Source organism: Lacibacter sp., from assembly GCF_035299325.1.
GTDB lineage: Bacteria > Bacteroidota > Bacteroidia > Chitinophagales > Chitinophagaceae > Lacibacter.
Genome location: NZ_DATGWT010000022.1, coordinates 143477 through 169495 on the forward strand (window position 1 = coordinate 143477; position 26019 = coordinate 169495).

The window sequence follows — 26019 nt, forward strand, 5'->3', positions numbered from 1 at the left end:
GAAGGTAAATAACTATTTCCCCGATGGCCTGCAGAGTTGTTTAATAAAATCAACTTCATACTTGCTGAATGGCGTACCGTCTTTCCTGTAAATATCATGAAACCAGAGCAATGGTTCCTTGCCATCTTTAATGGGTGTATCCCATGCAAAAATGGTATTGGTTTTACCACTTACAAAACCCCAATTAATTGCACCTACGTTTTCCTGTTTCAGTAAGGGAAGAATGAGCTGAAATAAACTTCCGTTCCGGCGTGCCATATACTCGGTACAGATTAACGGACGGTTGTACTTACGCAATGTGTCAATAGCATTCTTATGATGATCAATATAATTGTAATTGTGATAAGTAATAATATCAGAATTGTCCAATTGAAATTTGTTCAAATCCTTAAAAGGCGGAGCATTGTTCCAAACACCGGCTGTAACAGGTTGTGATGGATTGACTTCTCTTGCCCATTGAAACACTGCCTTGAGTAGCGGCATACTTTTATTGTGCTGTGCATTATTGCCCGGCTCGTTGTACAGATCCCACATAAGGATACGGTCGTCATTTTTAAATGTGGTCATCAGATCTTTTACATATAATTCTAATGTTTTTATTGTATCAGGGTTTGTATAAAGCATGGTACCCGGATCTCTCACCCAACCTGAATTATGAATTCCGGGCTTTGGCTGTGGTTGCGTACCAACAAATGAGGTATCGTTCCAGCAATCATCAAAAAACACAAACAGGGTTTTTATACCGTGCTTAGTTGAAATGCTGAGATAGGTATCAAGACGCTTTTTGAATCCATCTTTATCAGATGTCCATAACAAATGATGCAGGTACACACGCATCACATTAAAGCCAAGCCCTTTTGCCCAACCTAACTCTCTATTGATGGTTGCTGTATCAAAGCTTGCCGCCTGGAACATTTCGAGTTGGTTGATGGCGGTACTTGGTTGAAAATTACTGCCACGCAGCCAGCCTTGTCTGGCGTACCATTCTTTTGCTTTTGTTTCTGACCATTTAGAGCTTTGCGCACTTACTGTGATGCATGTAAAAATAAATGCCGCAATTATACAACTGTATTTCTTCATACTATTTGATTTTGGATGATTGCCTGATTTGGTTCAGCTGTTGTTGAAATTCCTGTATCATGGAAGGATATTGCTTTGCAAGATTTTTTTGTTCAGAAGGATCTTTATCAAGATTATACAACTGCACTTCACTTGATAAACCTGATTCTACTTTTTTGTTTCGGAACCAGCCCGGCACTGTTCCTTCAACGGCAGCAATAAACTTCCAGTTGTTTTTTCTGAGAGAAAACGTGTAGGATTCTTCCAGCATCCATATTCTTCCTTTATTTGTTTTCCCCAGCCATGCAGCTAACTGGTTTTCGCTGTCTGTTGCTTCATTGTCTTGCAACTTTGCATTGATTAAAGCTGCAACAGTTTTATAAAAATCCACCTGTGATACTAGTGCTTTGCTTACCGTTGGTTTTATTTTTCCCTTCCAATATATAATGGTTGGTACTCTTGTACCCGCTTCATAAGCGCTGTATTTTCCTCCACGATAAATACCTGATGGTTTGTGATTGCCCACCAACTGTTCTGCAAAATCAGCATATCCATCATCGAGCACGGGGCCATTATCACTTGTAAAGATCACTAAGGTGTTTTCGGTGAGTTGCAGTGAATCGAGCAGCTTCATTACTTCACCCACCATCCAATCCATCTCCACAATGACATCGCCACGTGCACCCATGTTTGTGTTTCCAACAAATTGTTTATTCGGTGTTCTCGGCACATGAATATTCGGAAACGGATAATATAAAAAGAAAGGTTGCTTCTGATTTTTGATAATGAATGATTTTGCTTTTTCATTCAGTACAAAAGGGATTTCCTCATCAACCCATCTAGCTGATTTCCCTCCAGTCATATAACCAATTCGACTGATACCATTGGTGATCGTATTGCTGTGTTGTGTATCAGCTTTTTGTTTCAGCAATTGCGGGTGTGATAAACCTGTTGGTTCATCACCGATCCTGTTAGTATAGCTGACCTTAATCGGATCGTTGACATCAAGATTGGGTACTTTTCCATTCTCGACATACACAGTCGGTACACGATCCGTTGTTGCAGGAATTAAAAATGAATATTGAAACCCAATCGATTCAGGGCCAGGTGTAATTGTTCCGTTCCAATCTATGGTTCCGTTTCCCAAACCCAAATGCCATTTGCCAACAACACCCGTAGCATAACCATTTCGTTGCAACATAGTCGCTACTGTTTGTGTACCCGGTTTAAATAACAAAGGCGCATCGCCCGGAAGAATAGCTGCTTTGTTTCGAAATGCATATACACCAGTAAGCAAACTGAAACGAGATGGCGTACAGGTAGCAGCAGCGCAGTGTGCATCGGTAAAACGCAAACCACCGTCAGCAAGTTTATCAACATTGGGAGTACGCAGAGTTATTGCACCGTAACAACTCACATCACCATAACCCAGATCATCGACATAAAACAAAATAATATTCGGTTTTTTGTTTTGCGAAAACCCTGCAAGAGCATTTGCAAAAACAAATACAAGTATGATGAAACGCCTTATCATATTTTTAATACAGTAGTTACTTCTGCTGCAGTCTCCATTTTTTTCCTTTGTTGATAATATCAGTAAAATCATCAAACCAGAGCGGATTAGGAGTAAAGGAACCGTCAGTTTGTTCTTTTAAACTTTTCATTGGGAAAATAGGATTAATAAACCAGGTAGGTGAATTAGGTCCCATTTTCTGAGGAGCTGATTGACTTAAATAGCCATAGGTAGCCAATACTACTCCGTATTTCTGAAAGTAACGGTAATACGTTTGCATAAAATGCTGCGGAAACCAGCGGCGTGATGCAAAAAAATCATTCCACTCGGCAGCACTAACTCTTTCTGAATTGGCTTTACTATACCATTCATAGCATTTCATAGAAGAAGGATAATTATATTTAGCTGCAAATTTTTTCCCTTTTTCACTATCGCCTAATTCATCAGCCACATGCTGGTTGTACAATCGGAAGAGAGAGTACTCAGGAACAATAATCGGCTTATCCGGCATGATACTTCGCACAAAACGAAACGCTTCATCCATTTCAAGAGAATCGCTGATGTGCAGGTGAACCGATAACCCTTTAATTCGTTTGTCGGTTTGTGCCAGTTTAATTAAACCAACTACGCCAGGGGTTTGTTGCTCAGCTTTTAAAAACAATCTTGGTAAAGAACCTGTATAAACATCCGGCCGTTTTATTTTTTTATGTTTTGCATAATAAGGCTCTACAACTTCTGTAAGTAAGCGTTCGGTAAACTTCACCAGAGGAACATAGCCTTCGCTGTTAAGTTGTAAATCGCTTTCATTGGTTTCAAGATTCGGTTCATTACCGAGTTTAAAAATATCAATACTTCCACCTACTCTCTCAATAATGGCAGATGCTACTTTAAAATACTTTTTTTCGTCCTCACTACCGGGTTTTGGAACATCAAGTTTAAACTTTTTAAAATCCCAGCGAAAACCAAATGCAACTTTATAGCCTTTCTTTTTTGCTTCAATAATATTCTGCAGACCCGGTTCTGTTGCTGCATTTTTTTCACCCCGGATGTATTCAAAAATATACGGCGTGGTACGCACCCACTCCACCGGTGTTTTTGCCAGATATGTAAAATCAATGATCTCCGGATCATGATTAAAGTTAGCACCGATCTCCTGGGCATGCAGCATTACTGTTAACAACACACACAGTAATACATTCATTATTTTTTTGCTCATAGTTACTTTGATTTAGCCGGAAGTGATTGATAAAATTTATTCGCCCGTTCATGATCGGGCATCAATTTGCCATTCTCCCATTTCACCGGCACAAGTCCCGGTCTACAGGTAACCGGATATTTCTTACCCATTTCGCCACGTGGATTAAAAAAAGTGGTACTCCACCATTGCCCTTGTTTGTCTTTAAAAATATTATTATGTCCACCCTCAAGTATTGCAGGGTATCGCTCGCTGTAAGGGCCATAAATATTATCGCTCTCTGCTACTACAACATCATAACTGTACAACGAATTGAGATCTTTTTTGTCATTGCGCAAATAAGTAAAACTTCCATCTGTCTTTTTTACTGACCATACAGTTTGCAACAACTGGTACCTGCCATTATTTTTTGCAATAAAGACTCCTTCAATATAAGGATCGGGATTGTAAGGTTTTTCTTTTAACCGCCTGAAAGGTTCCGCAATATCTGTAAGTTCATGATTCATTTTGGCAATGAAGTGATTATGACCAACCAGGTAGACTTCACCATTTTCATCTTCAAACATACTTAAGTCAATATTTCCAAAAATAGGTTTGCTTTCATTTCCCTGAATGTTTTTATAAGGCCCCTGTGGTTTACCGGATATACTTTCTAACACAAATGATCCGGCACCACCATTTAAACAGGCGATGAGTAACCACTTTTTCTGACTTTTTATATAATGCAATTCGGGTGCCCATACAGCCCGGTAAAATGAGTCTAATGGATCTTTATTGGGTGATTTGGCCCCATGCTCTAAGGGTTTTCCTTTTTTTTGCCACATGGCCGCATCTTTGTCAAAACTCCAGATTAAACCCAATGCCTCCCATTGCTTCATATCCTTTGAACGCCAGAGGTATAACCCATCGTTATAATCCCAGCAATGAATATTACCTGTTGGGAAAACCCTTCCGGGTGTTGCCGTTGTACCTGTCATATAATAATATCCATCGGGACCTGTCATTACATAGGTATCACGCATCCAGTAATCAAATACAGGTGTTACTGCAGCCGATACTGTCAGCGCTTTGTTTCCTACCGGTGCTGCAGGGTTACTGTATTCCTGCAAAACAGTTGGCTTAACCGTTTGGCAGCATAGAGCAAAACACCATAAACAAAAAGTAATTGTCGAAAATAATCTCATGTTTATCATAAAGAAAATAGTTAAAAATAGTAAGGGTAAAAAACGGCGGCAAGACTACCGCCGTTGGACTATTGATTATGTCCCCCTTAACACTGCTAAAAAAAATTAATAGCCATCTGTTTGTTTACATGCTTTATTTGCATCAATTTCTGCCTGAGGTATTGGAAACAGTTTATGTTTTTCTGCTGCTGCAGTAATACCTCTTGCCTGCGCACCGGTTATAAACCGATTGTGTCGCAATAAATCTTCCCTTCGTTTTCCCTCACTATAAAATTCCCATGCACGTTCTCTTAAAATAAAATCACGCAACACATCTTTACTTATTGCCTGAGCGAGTGTGAGTGCTGCAATACCTGCACGTGTGCGCACAAGATTTATTAAATCCAATGCTTCCTGCGTCGGGCCATTCAATTCATTTAATGCTTCGGCCCTTGAAAGTAAAATATCTGCATAACGGATTAATGGCACATCGTTACCGCTATGGTTGCCAATGGTTGCATTATCCCAATATTTTAAACTGCGAACATTATCGGCAGTTGCAAGCAGGTTTACTGTTGCATTACTTTGATTAACATAACTCCTGATGAGCAACGTCGCTCTTTTATCATTGGCAACATCAAAGGTGCTTGTAAACATAGTACGCATACGGTACTGAGTTGCAAAGTTGGCCATACTCAACGTAAACACAAAGGCAGGTATTTGTGTAGTGCTTTTGAAAGCCGGAGGTAATGCACCTGCAGTGTACCAGTTACCAAAACCAACTTCATTACGGCAGGGTGTTACCCAAATCATTTCCCTGTTACGTTCATTGGCAACCGTAAACATATCCTGGTACTGTGGAAATAACTGATAGTAATTAAAATTCATTACTTGCTGTCCTGCATCTGCTGCTTTTTGCCATTGTCTTGTATTCAAATAATATTTTGTAAGTATTGCCCATGCAATGCCTTTGTTGGCTCTTCCAAATGCTTCTTCTGCACCGGGCGCAGGGAGGTCGGCAATGGCAGCATTAAATTCTGTTTCAATAAAGTTGCGCATTTCTGCATCGGTTGCCCTGGCAAGTTCTACTTCTGTAATACTTGACAAACGCAAAGGCACAGGGCCAAACCACCTGTACAATAAATCATACGCAGCAGCTCTTAAAAATTTTGCTTCTGCTGTATATAATTTCTTTTTTGCATCGGGCATATTTGCATTTGCAATATTATCGAGCACAAGATTTGCATCACGTATGCTTCTGTACGAGGGTCCCCACACATCGGCCTGAAAAGTACCCAACGCAGCATCCCATGTAAAGTTTTGTATTTGCGACAGAGCAAGATTTTCATTGCCGCCACTGTTAAAACCAACATCGGTACTTACTTCAGAGATATTTATCAAAAATCTTGAAGGCGTTGGATTTTGCGCATTTGCATACGAAGAAAACAAAACAGCCCGGGTGCCCGCTTCGCCACTTAAAACAGTTGCTGGCGAAAACTCAGCATAGGGTGTTACTTCCAGTATTTTTTTACAACCGGTTAAAGCCAGAAACGTAAATGCTATAAGAGAATATATTTTGTATTTCATTTCAATAATATTTGCAGGGTTTAGAATTGAACATTTACACCAAACAAAAAGGTACGTGCCATTGGGTAACTGCTGTAATCAATTTTAATAATGTCATTGCCGATAGCATTCAATGCCGGATCGTAGCCAATGTATTTGGTCAGCACAAACAAATTCTGACCGGTTGCATATATGTTTAATGATTTTATTACTTTACTGTTTTTTATCGTGAATGAATAACTGATGGTGGCCGATTGCAAACGGAAGTAAGAAGCATCCTGTACTGTCAATGAATTAATCTGATGGTTGCCCGCCTGTGCCCCTGATGCTGATGCTCCTGCACTTGTTGCAAAAGAAGGATACTTATCAGATGGGTTTGTTGCTGTCCAGCGGTTAAGATAAGGTTCTGCCAATCTGTTTCTCCTGAAACTTACAGGGTACAATGCATCTACATACGCATTATTGATATTACTTGAGCCTTTCTGCCCGTCAAAAAACAAAGCGAGTGATAAATTTTTGTATTGAAGCGTAGTATTAAATCCATACGTAAAATCGGGTAGAGATTTACCAAGTATTACACGATCGAGAGCGTTAATTACTTTATTGCTGTCAACATCCAGAAATTTTAAATCACCGGGCTTTGCACCGGTTGGTGCTTTTGTAAAATCGTCAGCCGTTTGCCATACACCGGTCACTTTATAACCATAATAAGAACCTATTGATACACCCGGGCGTATGACTGAAACATTTGAAAGATTACCTGCACCACCTGTTATAATTTCAGGAATAGGACCAAGATTCAGCACTTTGTTTTTAATTACAGAAATATTACCGCCTGCGCTCCATGTAAAGTTTTTTGAACGTATAACATCGCCACCCAATGTAAATTCAACACCCGTGTTTTGCATATCGCCCACATTTTTTGTTTGTTCTGTAAAACCGGTGCTGGGTGGTAACGGTAATGCCAGCAGCAAATCAATTGCTTTGCGTTTAAACACATCAACTGTTCCGTATAATCTTCTTCTGAAAAAAGAGAAGTCAACACCAGCATCAAACTGTAATGCACCTTCCCATTTCAGGAAAGGATTGGCACTGCGTGTTGGTGCAATAGAAGTGTACAATGTATTACCGAATATTGCCTGGCCGCCACCTGAGAAAGAAGCAAAATAAAGATAGTTGGCAATGTTCTGGTTACCTACTGCGCCATAACTTGCCCGTAGCTTTAATTCATCGAGGTTTTTCATCTTCTGAAAAAAAGCTTCTTCATGTAATTTCCATGCAGCCGCAACCGATGGGAAATATGCAAACCTGTTTTCTTCGCCAAACCTTGCAGATCCATCTGAACGGATGGAAGCAGTAAGCAGGTATTTATTTTTATACGAATAGATAGCTCTTGCCAGCAACGAAACAATTTTGTTTGAAGCCCTGCCGCTTCCTACTCTTTCCAATGAATCGGCACCACTACCCAATGCATTGTAAGTAAGATCGGGCAACAGGTAACCTGCACCTGTTCCGCCAAAAGAATTACTGCCATAACGATCGAAGGTTGCACCGGCCAATGCAGTAACACTGTGATGTTTGCCGAAATCTTTTTTATAGTTGAGTGTTGCCTCCCCCATATAATAATTGGCATTGCCCACATCAATAGTGCCTACACCACCTAAGGGGAGACCTTGTATAGTTGTTGGATCAACCCATGTATTTCGTTGCGAAATATTAATATCTCCACCAATACGCAGCTTCAAGGAAAGTGAGGGAATAAAAAAGTACTCACCATATACATTTCCGAATGTGCGGAAATTATCACTGTTGGCATATTGCCCGTTGAGCAATGCCAGGGGATGATCCATTGTGCTCATAAAAAATGAGCGGTTATATGTGCCGTCAGTATTGTAAACAGGATAACTGGGGTCGTAATATATAGCGGAATACAAAGCACTTCCGTTTTCGTTAACTCCAAGTCCAACGGAATTGTAATCATCATGTATATAAGAAGTGGCGAGATTAAACCCAAATGCATATTTTTTTGCTACACTGTTTTCAATATTCACTCTTGCTGTATAACGTTGTGAACCTGATTTGCGCACCACACCTTCCTGGTGGAAATAGCCAAGCGAAGCAAAAAACTTTGTATTGTCTTTACCACCTGAAAAGGTAAGATCATGGCTTTGAATAGAAGCCTGGCGGAACAACAGATCCTGCCAATCGGTATTCACCACATCATGTGTTACACGTTCGGTTGGTACTCCACCGCCTGCATCGATAATTGCATTGAGTGAAGTTTTATATTCATCACCGCTAAGCAGATCTAAACGTCTTGAAACATTCTGCACACCATAGTAACCATTGTAAGAAACTTTTAATTTTCCCGATGCTCCTTTTTTTGTTGTGATAAGTACCACCCCGTTACTGCCACGTGAACCATAAATGGCAGTGGCCGAAGCATCTTTCAATATTTCAATTGATTCAACATCGTTCGGGTTTAAACTGTTGAGCGGGTTACGTGGATTTGGATTATTGGGAAACCTGTTGCCACTTGCCCCAACAGGTGCAAGATTATTTACCGGCATTCCATCAATCACATATAACGGATCATTACCTCCGTTAATAGAACTGATACCACGGATTTTTACACTCATGGCAGCGCCCGGTTCTCCGCTTTTTTGATATACCTGTACACCTGCTGCACGGCCAACCAATCCCTGGTCTAAACTGATGTTGGCGCCGCCTGTTAAATCTTTTGATTTGAGCGATACAACTGAACCTGTTAAATCGCTTTTGCGTGTTGTGCCGTAACCAATAACCACCACTTCGCCAAGGTTAGCCCCAGATGCAGCAAGTGTTACATTAATGTTACTGCCTGATCCCACTCTTACTTCTTTTGTCGTGAAATCAACAAAAGAAAAAACAAGAATATCACTGTTAGCGTTTACAGTTATTGAATAATCGCCGTTTGCATTTGTGGTGGTGCCCGTACCGGAATTTTTGAGCATAACAGAAACACCTGCAACAGGCTCGCCTTTATCAGCCGATGTTACTTTTCCGGTAACAATGCGGCTTTGCGCCTGTGCAATGTTGATGGTAAATAGAAACAGTGTTACAAACACAACATGGTTGTAAACTGTGCACACATACTTGTTTGTTTTTTTTATCATATAGCAGTAGTTTTTAGAATTATTAATTGCAGTTGAGAACACCAGCGTTTATATCAGCAAACTGTTGAAAAAATGAATAACGACCTTCTGCTTCTCCGGTCGGTAACAACTCAACAGAACGGCCTGTGAACAATGAATTCATAATCCAGGGATCGGTATCAACTGTAAAATCTGCACCAACCGGGTAGCTCTGTCGCATGGCATACGTTGCAAACCAGAATTTGTTGCTTGCTTTAAAAAGTTTAAAAGAGTTGCACAAATAATCTTTTCTTATTTCAAGCCAGGGATTGTATTGATGAAAAGCATCCCACTCTTCTTTTTTACGTGGATTTTTTAATGCATAATCAATGTACTGCCAGCATTTGGTAATTCCTGGCGGCGGGGGTAAAATAAAATCGGTTGTACTTGCATTTGCTGCATTGACAAACTCAGGCGTAATATCTGCGTTCAGGTTTGAACGCCACCATTTCATGAGGGAGTATTCTGTAATAATAATTTTCTGATTATCTCTCAATTTATCATGCACATAATTTATGGCAGTAGTAATTTCAGGGTTATTATCGTGATGAATGTGCATGCTTACTCCCGCAATCCAACTGTTGGCTTTAACCCATGCAAGCAAGTTATTTATACCTGCATTACCCTGTCTGCCGCTTTGATACATATTATCAAACGAACCTATGAAAATGGGCCTTTGCAGATTTTTTGCAACTAAATAATTCTGAACTCTTGTTGCCAATGCTTTGTAAAAAGTATTGAGTGGTTCATCCCACGTGTTTGTTTCTGATTCAATAAAGGGTTCGTTTCCAACAACAATTACATCGGTACCAAGTATCACTTTATCCAGCACCTGATCAACATAATTAATATAATTGCTCCAGGCACTGCTGTTTACGGCCGGATACGGTCTTGTTTTAAAATTGAATTTTAGATTGAGACAGGTTTTATAGCCTTGTCCCTTAAGCTTTAAATATTCTGTAATACGTGGACTGCTGTTGAGATTATTATTATCGTAATGATGAAAGATGTCGAGAAAGCCACGCACCCATTTTGTTTTGCTGCGGCTGAGCTCACCTGGGTTTATTTCGTGCAGGCTTTCATTATAGTTTACCCCGAGATAACGTTCAGTATCTGTAACCATAACACCACCGCCGGTAGATGGATCGGAAGGAGGATTGGAACCACCCCCATTACCAGAAGACGGCTTTTTGCAGGCAGTAACTGTAATTGAAATAGCGAGAACTGTTACAGCAAAAAATTGTGTTGCAAAACGGACTAAGAAAATTCCCTTCTTCATGTCGGCAGATTAATCGTTGAATTGTTACAATCGTTAGATAAAATTATCTGCCAACAGGTAGTTTAGCCTGTAACTATTGTGCTTAAATCTGGTAAAATTGTGTTTTTGCTGCTTATACTACATTATTACAATCAAAAACAGAGCTTCTATTTGTTCAGACTCCTTACGCATCTGAATCCTGTATGTTCTAACCCCGTATCAGGACTGCTCTTCATACGTCTTGCCACCCGGTAGCCACTACAATAACTGTCGTTACATAAATAACTTCCGCCACGTAAACTCCTTTTTTTGGTATGTGGTTCATCAGGGTCAAAACTTTTTGTTGGGCCCTTGGGGTTGACTGTTGTTTTTCCCTGTAGCGACTTATAATAATTATAATCGTACCAGTCGCTGCACCATTCCCACACATTGCCTGCCATATCAAACAACCCATAACGGTTACAGTTATATGTTTTTACGGGTGCATATTTCATGAATCCATCTTTCTGTTCATTTAAATAAGGAAACTTCCCTTCCCAGCTATTTGTTTTCGGAGCTCCCATGTTTACATGTTCATTTCCCCATGGATAAATATTGTTGATGAGCCCGCCTCGTGCAGCATACTCCCACTCAGCTTCAGTTGGCAAACGTTTGCCTGCCCATTTGCAATAAGCCATGGCATCGTCCCAGCTAACATGTACAACCGGAAAATTTTCTTTGCCTTTAATAGTACTACCTGGCCCTTCCGGATGTTTCCAATCGGCGCCTGCCACCCAACTCCACCATTGGCTGTAGTTATTGAGATCAACCGGGCCACTGCTTGGTTTAAATACTAAAGAGGCAGCTACTAAAACACTGTCAGGTGGTTTGGGTGTACCTGGTGGTACAGATTTTTTTAATTCTTCCCAATCGGGTTTCCGCTCAGCTGTTGTAATGTAACCGGTAGCTACTACAAACTTTTGAAATTGAGCATTCGTCACTTCAGTGATATCCATATAAAAAGAGTCTACACTTACTTTATGTTTCGGATATTCATCAGCACTTGCCTGCTCATTATCTCCTCCCATCTCAAATACCCCGGCGGAAATAAGCACCATCCCCTCAAGTGAGGTATCACCACTTGCCTTTACGTTACTGCTGTCGCCGGTTGCAAAACGTTGCGGCACAGCCATACAGGTGTGTACACTGCTGCTATCCGGGTCTGCCTTTGCATCATTTGATTCATTGTTATTATTACAACTCAGCAGTAATGCAAGTACTGAAAGTATGTATGTACATTTTATAAACTGTTTCATTTTATTAAAATTCTTTTTCACCCATTTCACTCACAGGCAAATTGATTTTCCGGTTTTTACGAGCCAGGTTAAAACCAATTGAGAATTGTAACTGATCGGGTTCGTAAATATAATTGGTTGTAGTGAAAAAATTTGTTCCCGAAGTGGTAATGCGTTGGCGGTTACTGAATTTTAATCCTCCATCCATATACAGCCATTGAAACTGTGCATACCAGCGTTGATCTTTTGTTGTTTTCTTTACGGTAAAATGTGGTGTTACAAAACGGCTGTCTTCACCTTGTGCAGTGGCACGCAACGAAAGATAATTAATGCTTAACTGCATAATCCAGTTATCCGGTAATGTAAACGATTGAGTGCTGTTGATACTGTACACCCAACTGTTATTACTTATTGCAATCGTGCCATTAAAGATGTTTCCCTTAATTTGATATTTATAAATATTTCCACCTGCAATAAACTGCCACCATTTGGTAACCTGCAATGTAATATTAGTTTCGAACCCCGTTTGTGTTGCACGGCCTGCATTGGTAAAGACACGGTTTAAAATGGTATCGTTAAATATTTTATTTACCCGTTGTATGGGATTGGCTATTCGTTGATGATACAATGTAACAAAGAAATTTCCTTTACTGAATGTTTGTTCTGCACCCACTTCATAATTACCAATAAACTCAGGCAGCAGATCAGGATCGCCTTGTTCCAATGTTTCTGAGTGCTCACGTTCTGGAAACGGATTTAATTCATAGTTATTAGTGCGCTTGATACGGCGGCTGTAACCGGCTTTCAGCACCCCTCTGTTCCAAGACTTATAACGAAACTGCACCGACGGGAATAAATTTGTAAGTGATAAACGGCTTTTTGCATTGGCCTGAGAGAAACTGAGGTTTCGTACCGATTCTTCCAAGCGAAGACCTGCTGAATAATCTAATTTTTTATACGATGAACCGTATTGAAGATAAGCTGCGTGAATATGGTTGGTTACATCTACTCTGCTTGTAAAAGCAGGATCGGTTACAAAATTTGCGGTTCCCAATACTTTTGTGAGATAAACAAAATTTCCATTCTGTTCATCATACCTGAACTGGTAGCCCGCCTGGAAAGTTGCCCTGCCAATTGATTTACTGTAATCAGCTTTTATACGATATGCATTAAGCGGATTGGTAGTGGGATTCCATGTGTATTGAATTGTATCAGCAATGAAGGGATAACGGAGGTTATTATTATATGTATTACCGGTGAGATCAGCCCTTTCAAACAACCCGGAAAAACTAAGCTTCGATTTATCGGCAAACATATGTGTATAATCCAGATTAGCTAATGTAAACACGCCTTCTTTTTCCTGCGTATTTTGATTGAAGTAGGTGAAGGCTGTGGAACTGTTGTTTGACAAATCTGTTTTGGAATTATTGTATAACAAATCAGCCACACGGCTTTGAAAGCGTTTGCCAATATAAAAACCGGTGCTTATTGTATTGGATTGATTGGGTTGGTAACTCAATGCAAGCCTTGCGCCATAATTGTAACGGCTAAAACTACGTTCGCCGGTTGATGGGAAACTTGTTTTGATATTGTTGATGATAGTATATACATCTCCTTCCCGAAAACCTGCCATATCATTCCGCAGATAATTAAACCCTCCACTGGCATCCCATTTATTTTTACGATACGATGCGGATACATCAACGCTGAAACGTTGTGGATTTGTATAACGCCGGTTATTAAAATCATTCAAAGCTGGTACGCCTCCCATTACATTTGTCTGCAGCATCCATCCATCTTCTGCCCCGGTTTTTGTAATAATATTAATGATGCCGCTTTTACCATCTGCATCATACACAGCAGACGGGCTGGTAATGATTTCAATGTTTTCAATTGAACCTGCAGCCAACTGACTTAATACAAATGCAGGATCGCCCTGTGTTGGTTTACCATTAATGAGCACCAGAAAACTGGCGGACCCTCGAAACGAAATTTCACCCTGGCCGTTTACAGACATCGAGGGTAGATTCCTAATAACATCCACACCGTTTCCATTGGCGGCATTTGCAAATTGCGACGGCTTGTACACCTGCCTGTCAATTTTAAATGAAACAGGCGGCCTTGCACCTTTTACAACAACCTCAGTTAATGAAGATGCTTCAGGATATAAATACAAGGTGCCGAGTTTATACTGCTTCAATAAACCGTCATAGGAAAATAAAATCTTCTTCTCTTTATAGCCACTAAAACTAATGGAAGCTGATTTAGCAAGAAGGCTGTCGGTTTTTGTTTTAAAATTTCCTGTACTGTCTGTTAACAGGCGTTGGATCTTTTGCCCATTTGCATCATATAAAGTTATTGACGCACCTTTTAACGGTCGTTGTTCAAGACTGTCAACCACTTTTCCGCTCAAATCTATTTGCTGAGCAGGTGCTGTCCCGGCAATTAACAAACAATTGACAAAAATTAAGAGACTCTTCATTATCATATTTACTATTTAATCCGTTACAGGAAACTGTGCAATACGCAATGTAGTACATCCATAAGGCACCAGTGTTATTGTTTGTGTTTGCCTATTGCCTGTTTCTACTCTGCTACGTGGCTGTGGCCCTGCTGAATGATTGTACTCCTTCCAGTTTTCAATTAGCTTTCCTGTGGTGGTAATGGTTACCGGTGCGTTTTGTAAATTCCAAGGCATGAGTGCTGGTGCCGCATTTTCTTTTATATTAAACTGTAATTTGTTCACAGCATCAATTGTAATGCCATAGTTCCAGGGAGTTTTGGCAAACACTTCATAAAACGGCTCGTTAAAATCGGCATTCTTTTTTTGTTGCCAGTCTTCTTCAACTTTCAACGCATACAATAACGGGCCCCGTTCAACAGCTACTGCATTTTCATCCCAACGGCTGAGCATGATGTGCATCGGCAGCTCAAGGGTTACCACGTCATTTTTTTTCCATGTTCTGCTGATGATTACAATACTGCCGCCTTTTTGCTGCGCATAAGTTTCTCCGTTAATTTTTACAGTTGCATTTTTACACCAGCCAGGAATTCGAATATGGAAAGGAAATGCAACTGGCGATTTTGTTGTGTAAGTAAATTTTATTGTACTGTCAAAGGGATAATTAGTTTCTTCCTTAAAGTTTATTTTCTTATTTCCTGCTACTGTTGCATTTACTTCGCTTTCGCTAAACAATAGTGCAGCAATGCCATTATCTGCTGTGGCATACCAAAGATTTTGCACATATTTCGGATAACCCTGGTGCATATTGCTGGTACAGCACGGATAGCCGGTAAGCAAACCATACACTAATCTTCCATCATTATTATTAAAAAAATTACGTTCATCATACGTAATCTTAATTTGGTTTACTTGCTGAAAATATTGTTTGACTTTGTAAGCATCGTCATGTTGCGTAGGCAATACATTGAATGCAATTTTCTCTAAGTAATCAGCATAATAAGTATCACCAGTTAATGGCAAAATACTTTCAAACGAGAACATCATTTCAACTGCTGTACATAATTCTGAGCCTTGTGTGGCGCTGTTGCCATGCAAACGTTCATCACCACCAAACATACCGGTGGCAAAGCCATGTACGTTTCTGAGTGCAGTTAATCCCTGCATGATGCTTTGCAAATAACTGCTGTCACCGGTACGTTGAAATTGTATAGCAGGAGTTTTAATGCCCTGTGCCACATTTACACAATGCAGTTGGGGATAAGGATTTACCGTTGCCAGTGTGCCATCAGTAAAATAATTTTTCCAGGGAGTGGTTTGTTTATAAATTAAATCGCCGAGTTCTAATAGAAATTTATCGCCGGTTATATTATATAACCAATAAACAACAGCCAGGTTATCACCGCCACGTTGTGCACCCCAAAAACTCCAGTGGCCAAGGGGATGTTTTGGCAATTGCGTCAGCATATACTTGAAATAATTGCTCATTAACTGCAGCACACGTTTATCTTCTGTAGCTGTATAATATTGCTGCAGCACTTTCAGCATTACCATTTTTGGCCACCAATCTTCATGGTCAATATTCTGCACACCTTTTACTTTTGGTAAAGGAGTTGCAGGTGGCTGCGGGCCAAAATAACCATCGGCACGTTGAGTTTTTATACTCCACTCTATCCATTGCTGTGCTTTTGCTTTTAATTTTTTATCATCTAAAATATAAGCAAGCGGCACCAGGCCATCCAACCAGTAAGGGCCACGTTCCCATGCATCGCCATTGCCACCCAGCCATGCGTTGTTAGCACCACATACCAACGAATAAACACTATCAAGATTGCCCGTTAATCCATCCCTCTGCAAATGGAGCATATTAAGCAACCATCCTTTGGGTTTAATGGCTCCCAATGGCAACTGTACGTAAGGCTGTTGTTGCAAAGGCGCTTTATTAGTTATGTAATAACTGTTTACCTGAGCATGATTGTTGTTGATGCAACAAACAACCGTAATAATGGATAAGAGTATCTTCATTTATTCGGCTTTAAATTCTTTATGTGGCGGCAAACTAATTACCGGTGTGCCGCCATTGGTTTGTACGGAAGCTTTGACGGAATAAGTGGCTTTTGCTTTTACAGCATCCAGTGGAATTTTCACAGTATAAGTTCCATTTGCAACATTAGCGGATTTGAACTTAGTTTCTTCCACGTTCAAATAACTTACATCACTCAGCAATACCGCAAACTCCGATTCACCATCGGTTGGGATATTGCTAAACTTTACTTTTACTTCAATTGCATCTGAAAGTTTGGTAATACTTTCTACTTCCACAGCTATTTTTTTATTACTGCGAATAATGGTGGCAATGTTGGGATAAAAACTGCATTCGCCATCAGTAGTGTATGATTTTACGGTATAAAAATATTCTTTGCCTTTTTCAATTGTTGCATCAGTGAAAGATGTTTCTGTTAATCCTTCTTTTAATACACTAAACTTATGCGGTTGCTCTCCCCTGTATAACCGATATTGCAGATCTGCAATTTTTTGTTTGGGCTCATTCCACTTTAATGCAACAGAGCCATTGCTGTTTTCAATAGCTGAAATATTTGTGGGTGGTAACGGTATATCTTGTTTACAGGTTACTGTAACACTTTCAGATGGGGTGCTTTCACCTAAACCATTATACGCTTTTACAGTTATAATGCAGGGTTTATTGTAAACAAGTGCTTTTAGTTTAAATCCAAATACATTATCTGCATCATACACAATAGTACCTATACCGCCAGGTTGTGATACCATTACTTTATAACCTGTTGCATTGGGTACAGATTTCCAGAAAACGGTTATTTGATTATCACGTGGAGCCGTTTTAAAAATTTCTGGTGCAGCAGGAACTTTATAATTAATTGCAACAGGATCTGAAAATTCACTTACTCCATTCTTATTTTTTGACTGAACTGTAAATTCATAACTGCGGCCCTTCATTAATCCTTTGCATATATAATTTGCAGCAGTAAGCGACTGAGTTGTTTTCTTCCCTGTTTGTTTATCAGTTATTGTAAGCAGATATGATACTGCTGACGGTTGTTTCCACCATTGCAACGCTATACCATTACTTTTTACTTCTGCCTTGTAAATTCGGGAAGTTTCAGGCAATTGTTTACGGTTGTTTTTCCATTTCAGTAATACAAGTGAATAGGGCATGATCAATGCGGTTCCGTTTACCTGTATTTTGTCTGCTATGACAGTTACGTTTTTATCATCCGCTTTCGTTTCTGCTATATACATGCGCTCTACCGCCTGATTTATTGAAATACCATCTATTCTCAATTGCACATCGTGCCACTCGCCGCTGCGATTGGTAACAAGAAGGTAATCATAACCGTTTGTGCCCTGCATAGCCAATGCATACATGCCAACAAATTCTTTATTATTTAAGCCGGGTACATTGGCTGCACCTGTAACTGTTGTTGCCCACACATAATTTGCATTGTTGGTGGCTTCATGTACAATACGCAAGGCTTTACCTTCATCATCCCATTCAATACCTGTTTCCAGTTTCGTTGTATTAATTGACACATTATTTTCAAAGGCATCCATAATTTCTTTATTCAGGTTTTTTGCAGGCTTAATTTTATTGCTTATTTCATGCGACCCAATCAACCATGTATTGGAATGAGACAATTGCCTCAATGTATATTCAGCATTATAAACGGCACTCATAATTCCATTGAGCGGACGGTTCCAGACACCAAACTCGGTTATCAGCATGGGAATATCCTTTTTTGTCCATTCTTCAATTTCATTCATCGTTTTTTTATCTGTTGCTTCTATGAGTTTGGTATTCATGCGGCGGTAAGCTTCTTCAAAACTTTCCTCCTTACCTGTATGTGGTGCATAAGAATGCTTGCTGAACACATTCCAGAAAGCTCCTTTCTCTTTCTGATAGCTGTTGATTTCTTTCATAAACCCCCAGATGCCATCCCATGTAAAATTCAGCGCTAATTTTGCTTCTGGAAAAATCTGTTGTATAGCATCCGCATGTGGTTTCATTTTTTGTGCATAGTCGTAACCATCGTTCCACCAGTAACGCTGGCGGCCGGGTATATAGAAATAAGGTTCGTTGCAAAACTGCCATACTTCCACTTTAATATTATTGTTCTTACAAAACCTTGCCAATTCCAATGTCATCTCCGGTGTTTCGGTAAAGGCATTTACTGTTATTACTAATTTTGCATTCACCGTTCCCAACAAATGATAGAGGTCAATGATGCGATGAGGTCCTTTTACTTCTACAAATTGATACAACCTGTCGTAGGCTTCGCCTTTATCAAACATATTGATATACTCTTTATCATACATGCCTGTGGCTGCACTGAATGCATCCCCTGCTGTACCACTCCAGTAACGCAGCCATCCGGGACGTAATTCATTTACAGCTTTAATAAAATCAGGGTGTTTATAACTCCACACTTTATCTCCAATCCTCGCATTAAAGCCACTGCTGCCTGGCACCATAGCATGACCTTGTTTTGTATCGATGTTAATACTCGCAGTAACTGCCTGCTGTGCTTTTGTTGCTGCAAACGTTATCAAAAGAATATAAAAAAGAAAAAAACGCTTCACAATCACTTTGTTCAATTTAATGTTTCAACAATTTCATTCCAAAACCGGGAGCATCACTCACCTTTATATTTCCGTTTATTAATTGGTAATTACCATAATCAATATCATCTGATAAGCAGGTAACACCTTCCACAGTGCAAACACCACCAATACCTGCGGCAAGATGCGCCGTGTAATTGGTTTTTAATTTATCGCCCCAGGCATGTGGACTTGCCAATGCCCCTCCTGCTTTTAACTCTTTCAACAAACCAATCCAGTTGCTGAATCCATAACCCATCGTATCGGTAAGCATAACATCCAATGTTTTTTCTTTCAGGAGTGTCATACATACATCATGTAATGGATTTGCTTCACCATCGGCGTAATATGTTTTTTGAAACCCGTTTTTATTCATCCATTGTTTTAATACTCTTGCCTGCTCAATATTTTCAGTAAACGGTTCTTCAAGCCAGTAAAGCGGCACATCTGCAATGCCTTTTAAAAACGTTTGCACATCCTGCATACTGTATGCATCATTGGCATCAACCAACAGTTGCACATTCTTGTTTTTGTATTGCGACCAGATGCTGTTCACCACATCTATATCCTTCTGCAAACCCTCATCATGCGCATACCACTTACCACTGCGGCCTATTTTTATTTTCAATGCACGATAACCATAATTAAAATCCCATTCACAGTTTTTAAACACCATATCCATTCCCCCCGCATGATTATCTGCAGGCAGTTCATCCAGATAAATCATACCACTGTACAGCGGTGTTTGCAGCGTTCCTTTTGCACCCAGTAATTTATACACCGGCTGCTGCAGGATCACACCGCATAAATCATAAAGGGCAATATCATACTTGCGGCTGACACCTGTATGAATACCTGTTGCAGGAGAAATAAGTTCTGAAACTTTTTTACCGATGATGCCCGGATCTTCTTTCAATCGTTCAGGCCCGGCAAGTCCCCAGCCCATTGCACCTTTATCAGTATAAATTTTTAAAGCAAAATTTTTATGATGCTGCCCATGTACATCACGCATTGAATTTCGTCCAACCAATCTTGGCCAGCGGTAACTGAACTGCACTGTTTCAACTTTTTCAACAACATGATGTTCCAGCTCAGCATAAGAAGGATGCTTTAGATTTTTTTCTGCATGTAAAGAAAATGGGTCGAGCAACATGACGCCTCCTCCAATAACGGTTACATTTTTTATAAAGCTTCTACGTTTCATATTTTTTCAGTTTAGTTATCTTCAGCTCCACCATCGCTGTCGTTTAATGGATGGTCCTTATCAATTGGTACCGGCTGCGGTACTTTTTCTTTCCTCAGCCAGGCTAACAACTCGCTTAACAATTCATTGCGTTTCGTTCTATTGGTTAAAGACAGATTAGTGCGTTCGCCTTCATCATTTTTTAAATTGTATAACTCTACAGCATTATTGTTATCAATGTTTTTCATGCCACCATTGAGCAGCCACTCTTCATAATACAAATGAATTTTCCAATCGCCTTTTCGTAAAACAGTTACTGGCCTTGTGCGGAAGATGCTGTCTCTGCCACGAATGACAGGATCGTTTAAATAACCGGGGAAATGCCAGTAAAGATTGGTTCGTTTTGTAGTGCTTGCTTTTCCTTTAAACAAAGGCAGCAGGTTTTCCCCATCCGTTTTAACAGTAGTATTGCCTGCCGCTGCAAGAAATGTTGCATACAAATCAATATTGATGATGGGTGTATTGTTTTGTGTATTTGGTTTAATGTTGTCCTTCCAGTAAGCAATAAATGGTTCACGGATGCCGCCTTCATAATAACCACCCTTATTGCCACGCAATGGTTCCTGCGATGATTGTTGTGTGGCACCATTATCGCTTGTAAAAATCACCAGCGTGTTTTTATCAAGCCCGGATTTTTTCAAATACGCCATGAGTATACCAATACTTTCATCCAAATCATAAATGCAGGCAGCGTACAATGCGGTTTTACCGTCAAGTCCCTTTTGTTTAAACCGTTCAATGGTTGAAGGCTTTGCCTCAATATTAGAATGAATGGCATGATGCGATAAAAACGTAAAGAACGGCTTATGCTGATTGTGCTGCATAAAAGCAATAGCGGAATCAGTTAATGAATAGATACCTTTAGGATCCTTTGGTTCATCTCTTTTTTTGTTGGGGTTATCCTTTCTGCTGTCGAAGAATACATCAAAGCCCTGATCTGTTGGTGCTGTGCCTGTTGTTTTATTTGAGGACAGATGCCATTTACCAAACAAACCTGTTGCATAACCTTGTTTCTGCAAAGCTTCCGCAACTGTTACAAATGAACTTGCCAGGTAATTAGTGTTGGGTACCGGCACTACTTTCATTTCTTTTTTTGGTCCACGTGTGGTACTGCCCACTGCGTACACACCATGGCGGGGTGTATAACGGCCGCTTAATAGACAAGCTCTTGATGGCGCACAATTACCGGCACCAGCATAAGCGTTGTTAAATACCATGCCTTGTTTTGCCAACGCATCCAGATTTGGTGTTTCAACTATTTTACTGCCTGTAAATCCGGCATCCTTATAACCCAAATCATCAGCAAAAATTAAAATGATGTTTGGTTTTTCCGTTTGCTGAGCTGTCGTTACTGTACTTAATATGATGCTAATAAAAGCTGTCAGAATTTTTTTCATTACCCATTCGTATTTACTTTTTTAATCTCTTTTTCTTTCTCCTTATTGACTTTGCTTTCATCTTCAATCACCAACGTGCTTAATTGATGTACGCCCCTGTTTTGCCACAGATAATAAGGAATAGCTGTAAACTGTACTTCCTTGCCATTTGACAAGCCCTTTCCACGCAATGCCGTTATTTTTTCATCCAGTACACTGTAATCAACTGTTGCAATCGTATTTTTCTTTGGCAAGATGAATTGCAGCAAATTAAAATTGTTGTCGGCCCCTTCCAGCGAATAGAGTAATGGGCCACGCATTAATGCCACACGGCCTGTATTTGCCTTTACTATTTCATTTGTATAAACACGGCGGACAGGCATACTGAACTTCAACTGCAATACATCATCCTTCTTCCAGTTGCGCCTGATGCTGATGTAACCGCTTTTATCAATAACAGGTTTAACAATTTCACCATTTACTGTAATTGTTACTGCTGGCATTTTTATTTGCTGAAAATAGTAAGGGCTGTTGGGCAAGTGTGTTGCACCTGTTACTGATGCCGGCAATCGCAGATAAATAGTGAATGCGTTTGCATTGCTTTTATTTATCTGGAATTGGTAAATTCCCTCCCATGGATATTGTGTTGTTGTTGTAAATGCAAAAGTTTGCCCATTCAACTTTGTGTTTACTTCTGTACCTACTAATTGATTAATGTAAATACCAGTTTCATCTTTTGCATAAATCCAGCGGTTGATGCCGGTAACAAAGCCGGGCACTTTACTCGGGCAGCAAAATAAATACGAACGCCTCACACCACTGTGCTCATTTTTTCTGCCGACAGTATCGATGTTCAATTTATTACTGTAGAAAAATGTACACGCATCAGCACCAATGGAAGCAAGTGCATTATTATACATTTCAATTTCAACGATATCAGCGTAAGAAGCATCCCTGTACAATAAATTTAAACGGTGGTTCCATTGCCCCTGTGCTATACCTGCACAGCTTTCGCTGTATGTGTTCAGCAAAGGCAACTCATTGTTCAAACCATGTTGTTCAGCGTTGGTACCATTACCCGTACCTCCATGAATGTACATTTTTGAACCCGTTATATTTTTCCATAACGATTGCAAAGCGGTTTGTAAATCATTAGCACCTGTTGCCCTTGCCACATCTGTAGCGCCACTGTAGATATAAGCAGTACGAACGCAATGACCGAATGCTTCCCTTTGTTCTGCCAATGGCTGTTTATTTTGCCCGTTACCAATATCAACCGGTCTTGTAAATTTTACATAACGGGAAAACAAATTGGCGTACTGCAGGTAGTTTTTGTTACCAGTGAGTTCATACATTTTCATTAAGCCAATTTCAACCTGTGGATGCTCACCATAGTTCCTTATTTTTTCTTCGTCGAAATTGGTAACAATATTATCTGCCAGCTTCATTGCCACTTTCAGCAACTTATCTTTACCTGTTGCTTTATAATGCGCAAATGCAGCTTCCATTAAATGCCCTGCACTGTATAGCTGACTGTAACCATAAGGCCACTCGCTGTATAAGGAACGCCATTTTACATCGGGTCCGTAACCAAATGTTTTTACTTTATTATCAGTAGGTAAAGGACTGGCTTCATCGCTAAAAGGAAGCATGTATTGGGTATTGATGTAGCCATCTGCTGCTTGTGCTGCTGCAATAATATCAATGAGTGAATCAATTCTTTTATAGATAGCTTCATCCCAATAACTCACTAAGGAATAAGCTGCATCTTCAATAAGTTTATATACATCACTGTCGGCTGCATTGTACAATCTTATCTTTCCTTTTTTTTGTTTGGCAACAATGCGAAAATTATCAATCTTACCCTGCTGCTCTGCAATGTTGAACAATAACGGCAATCCTTTTGTTTGTATCATTCTTATTTTGGGCAACCAGAAATTGTCTTTCAACTTAACTTCTTCAAAACCTACTTCCTGCAATTTGCTGAAAGGATAAAGATTGGTTTGCGCAGTTACAACATTTACCATAAGCAGCAACCAGCAAGAAAGAATAATTTGTATGAAATATTTGTACATAATCTATTGCCAGGTGTATTTATAAAATCTGAAATCGGCTGCGTTTGTTATTTCAAATTCCGCTTCGCCATTTACATTAGTTGATTTAGTGAAGGTTTGATTCGTCATTAAATCAGTAACGGTAATTTTTTTATTGGGCAGAAATTTTAACCGTATTGATTTTTTTGTTTCCGTATTCAACCGTTCCCGAAACAAAGTGATATAACCTTCTTTACGCTGCGGATGATGTGCCTGGAAACCAGTCCAGCTTTTATTGTTTGGTTCGCTGCCAACAGGATAAACAATACTTTCATACATGCTATACCGAACTTTTCGGTATGCATCAAGTACTGTTTTCACCTGTTGCTTTGCTTCATTACTGTAAAACTGTGTTTCCTGGAAAAACAAAGGTGTACTCATTAGCGGTACAGCCACACTGTAGCGGTGATTGTATAAATAAGCATCGCTTGATGCGGTGTCAACTTTATCAATATTCTGCACACTGCCCTGAAATTTGTTGAGGTTGCAATATTTAGCCAAATGCCATAAATCTCTCAATACTAAATAAGGAATGTACACTACGTTTGTGGGGAACTTTGGTTTGCGGTTTTCTAAAAACACACCGCCATATTCTTTTGCCCAGAAATAGCCGAACCTTGCATTGTTCTCAGTAACATCCCAGTTTACTTTTGCCTGGTGCTTGCTGTGCAATTCAAATGCACGGATTTTTTGTTCCATCATTTCTAAGGATGCATGGTTGCGTAGGTTAGCAAAATCTAATTTATAAAAACTGAAACCGGCGGTGTCATAATTCTTTTTCATTTCTTCTGTACTCACTTTCATAGAAGCAAACCACAACCCGGTTTTCATATTTAACTCGTCTGCTTTTTTACGAATGGGTAAAAATCCATTGGGAAATTTTTCTCTTACCGGATACCATCCACGGGGCGTTGGGTCAAAACCTTTTTCGCCTGCATACATCTGGTAGCCATCATCAATCTGCTGCACATCAATACCCAACTCTTTTTGAATCGTCATTTCCTTTCTTACGTTTTGCTCAGTGGCTGCACTGCGTTGCCTGTCGCTGCCCCATGTGTTGGCTATAATATACACATCTGTTTTTGGATTAACAGGATAACGTTCCCGTTCAAAAATCTTTAAAGCCAATTCCCGTTCATCGTTACCACCTTCAAACAAAACAACCCAACTGGCCCATGCTTTGCGATATTGTGTTGGTAATATTTCATGCTTCAATAAAGATGTTCCTGTTGATGCAATACCATCTTCTGTACAAATAAATTCTCCGGTATCATGGCCAAACTGGTTTACACATTTGTGCGACTCTTTAATTACTAACAAACCATTCTTTCCACCCTGCACACACATTCCATTTGCCCAGTTAATTATTTCGGGTGATGTAAAAGCTGTTTCAATCACCTGTTCTTTCAACAAGGGTGTAGAATCGGTATTGCGGTGCTGCGTATCATTAAAATATCCAAAATAAAAACGTTTCTGTTTTTTTGCATTAACAGGAATAAACTCTACCCTGCCCGATGCGTTGGAATAATTTACTGATGTGTTTTGCAGTTTGCTGCTGTCACCTTTTATGTACAACTGTGTAAAAATACCGTTGCTGTTTGGATAAAGCCGCACATGATACTGTATGTGCAGGTTGATGCTTTCATATACATACTCCGCAATCATTTCCAAATGTTCTTTGGCAAAACCACTATCGTTATTTTGTTTAGCAGTAAGCGAAACTAATGTTGCTTTCGTGGATGCAATAATGCCGTTGCCATATTCCCAATCGCAAACTGGCAGTTTTGTATTCACCCATTCTTTGCCGTTCTTCAGTTTCAACGAAATGGTTTGCAAACCATGCTCTGTTTTTCGCCAAACTCTCTGCACATTACCGGTGGAAGCAATAATGGTATTGCCATTAGTTTGCACAGAAGCATGTTTGTATTTTACATTCAGTTGCTGTGCAGTTGTTGTAACTGATAGCAGCAGTAACACCAATAAGCTGTATGCAGGTTTTTGTTTTATCAT

General features: G+C 39.8%; 15 protein-coding genes. All 15 read right to left on the minus strand.

Annotated elements, in window-relative coordinates; genetic code table 11:
• Positions 1 to 12 precede the first annotated feature (12 nt).
• The 15 genes from VK159_RS12625 to VK159_RS12695 all read right to left on the minus strand — a co-directional run bounded on the left by VK159_RS12625 (position 13) and on the right by VK159_RS12695 (position 26019).
• A complete protein-coding gene (locus VK159_RS12625) occupies positions 13 to 1080 on the minus strand; it encodes a cellulase family glycosylhydrolase (RefSeq protein WP_324230503.1) in 1068 nt (355 codons plus the stop codon).
• Between the two features lies 1 nt (position 1081).
• Positions 1082 to 2593 (minus strand): arylsulfatase, encoded by a 1512-nt coding sequence (locus VK159_RS12630; protein ID WP_324230504.1) that lies wholly within the window; start codon positions 2591 to 2593, stop codon positions 1082 to 1084.
• A 16-nt stretch (positions 2594 to 2609) separates the two neighbouring features.
• Positions 2610 to 3788 carry a hypothetical protein gene (locus VK159_RS12635; RefSeq protein WP_324230505.1) on the minus strand — a complete coding sequence of 393 codons (1179 nt, stop codon included), beginning with the start codon at positions 3786 to 3788 and terminating at the stop codon, positions 2610 to 2612.
• A gap of 2 nt (positions 3789 to 3790) precedes the next feature.
• A complete protein-coding gene (locus tag VK159_RS12640) occupies positions 3791 to 4951 on the minus strand; it encodes a family 43 glycosylhydrolase (protein WP_324230506.1) in 1161 nt (386 codons plus the stop codon).
• Between the two features lie 105 nt (positions 4952 to 5056).
• Positions 5057 to 6517, minus strand: a complete 1461-nt coding sequence (locus VK159_RS12645; protein WP_324230507.1) for a RagB/SusD family nutrient uptake outer membrane protein — start codon at positions 6515 to 6517, stop codon at positions 5057 to 5059.
• Between the two features lie 20 nt (positions 6518 to 6537).
• Positions 6538 to 9651 carry a TonB-dependent receptor gene (locus VK159_RS12650; RefSeq protein ID WP_324230508.1) on the minus strand — a complete coding sequence of 1038 codons (3114 nt, stop codon included), beginning with the start codon at positions 9649 to 9651 and terminating at the stop codon, positions 6538 to 6540.
• A 22-nt stretch (positions 9652 to 9673) separates the two neighbouring features.
• Positions 9674 to 10948: a hypothetical protein gene (locus VK159_RS12655; protein ID WP_324230509.1), complete on the minus strand. Its 1275-nt coding sequence runs from the start codon at positions 10946 to 10948 to the stop codon at positions 9674 to 9676.
• A gap of 146 nt (positions 10949 to 11094) precedes the next feature.
• Entirely contained in the window at positions 11095 to 12222 is a 1128-nt protein-coding gene (locus tag VK159_RS12660; RefSeq protein WP_324230510.1) for a formylglycine-generating enzyme family protein, read from the minus strand.
• A gap of 4 nt (positions 12223 to 12226) precedes the next feature.
• Complete coding sequence (locus VK159_RS12665; RefSeq protein WP_324230511.1) at positions 12227 to 14683, minus strand: TonB-dependent receptor domain-containing protein; 2457 nt, start codon at positions 14681 to 14683, stop codon at positions 12227 to 12229.
• A gap of 15 nt (positions 14684 to 14698) precedes the next feature.
• Positions 14699 to 16687, minus strand: a complete 1989-nt coding sequence (locus VK159_RS12670; protein WP_324230512.1) for a beta-L-arabinofuranosidase domain-containing protein — start codon at positions 16685 to 16687, stop codon at positions 14699 to 14701.
• Positions 16688 to 19279 carry a fibronectin type III domain-containing protein gene (locus VK159_RS12675; protein WP_324230513.1) on the minus strand — a complete coding sequence of 864 codons (2592 nt, stop codon included), beginning with the start codon at positions 19277 to 19279 and terminating at the stop codon, positions 16688 to 16690.
• 16 nt (positions 19280 to 19295) lie between these two features.
• Complete coding sequence (locus VK159_RS12680; protein ID WP_324230514.1) at positions 19296 to 20501, minus strand: enolase C-terminal domain-like protein; 1206 nt, start codon at positions 20499 to 20501, stop codon at positions 19296 to 19298.
• An 11-nt stretch (positions 20502 to 20512) separates the two neighbouring features.
• Positions 20513 to 21937, minus strand: a complete 1425-nt coding sequence (locus VK159_RS12685; protein WP_324230515.1) for a sulfatase — start codon at positions 21935 to 21937, stop codon at positions 20513 to 20515.
• Positions 21937 to 23991 carry a glycoside hydrolase family 127 protein gene (locus tag VK159_RS12690; RefSeq protein WP_324230516.1) on the minus strand — a complete coding sequence of 685 codons (2055 nt, stop codon included), beginning with the start codon at positions 23989 to 23991 and terminating at the stop codon, positions 21937 to 21939. The genes VK159_RS12685 and VK159_RS12690 overlap by 1 nt, the downstream gene beginning before the upstream one ends.
• 3 nt (positions 23992 to 23994) lie before the next feature.
• Complete coding sequence (locus tag VK159_RS12695) at positions 23995 to 26019, minus strand: hypothetical protein (protein ID WP_324230517.1); 2025 nt, start codon at positions 26017 to 26019, stop codon at positions 23995 to 23997.

Bases quoted from the DNA above. Each gene is read 5' to 3' on its own strand.
- VK159_RS12630 (WP_324230504.1), bottom strand. From the start codon at position 2,593: ATGATAAGGCGTTTCATCATACTTGTATTTGTTTTTGCAAATGCTCTT.
- VK159_RS12665 (WP_324230511.1), bottom strand. From the start codon at position 14,683: ATGAAGAGTCTCTTAATTTTTGTCAATTGTTTGTTAATTGCCGGGACA.
- VK159_RS12680 (WP_324230514.1), bottom strand. From the start codon at position 20,501: ATGAAACGTAGAAGCTTTATAAAAAATGTAACCGTTATTGGAGGAGGC.
- VK159_RS12660 (WP_324230510.1), bottom strand. From the start codon at position 12,222: ATGAAACAGTTTATAAAATGTACATACATACTTTCAGTACTTGCATTA.
- VK159_RS12650 (WP_324230508.1), bottom strand. From the start codon at position 9,651: ATGATAAAAAAAACAAACAAGTATGTGTGCACAGTTTACAACCATGTT.
- VK159_RS12695 (WP_324230517.1), bottom strand. From the start codon at position 26,019: ATGATAAAACAAAAACCTGCATACAGCTTATTGGTGTTACTGCTGCTA.
- VK159_RS12640 (WP_324230506.1), bottom strand. From the start codon at position 4,951: ATGAGATTATTTTCGACAATTACTTTTTGTTTATGGTGTTTTGCTCTA.
- VK159_RS12635 (WP_324230505.1), bottom strand. From the start codon at position 3,788: ATGAGCAAAAAAATAATGAATGTATTACTGTGTGTGTTGTTAACAGTA.
- VK159_RS12645 (WP_324230507.1), bottom strand. From the start codon at position 6,517: ATGAAATACAAAATATATTCTCTTATAGCATTTACGTTTCTGGCTTTA.
- VK159_RS12670 (WP_324230512.1), bottom strand. From the start codon at position 16,687: ATGAAGATACTCTTATCCATTATTACGGTTGTTTGTTGCATCAACAAC.
- VK159_RS12690 (WP_324230516.1), bottom strand. From the start codon at position 23,991: ATGTACAAATATTTCATACAAATTATTCTTTCTTGCTGGTTGCTGCTT.
- VK159_RS12655 (WP_324230509.1), bottom strand. From the start codon at position 10,948: ATGAAGAAGGGAATTTTCTTAGTCCGTTTTGCAACACAATTTTTTGCT.
- VK159_RS12685 (WP_324230515.1), bottom strand. From the start codon at position 21,937: ATGAAAAAAATTCTGACAGCTTTTATTAGCATCATATTAAGTACAGTA.
- VK159_RS12625 (WP_324230503.1), bottom strand. From the start codon at position 1,080: ATGAAGAAATACAGTTGTATAATTGCGGCATTTATTTTTACATGCATC.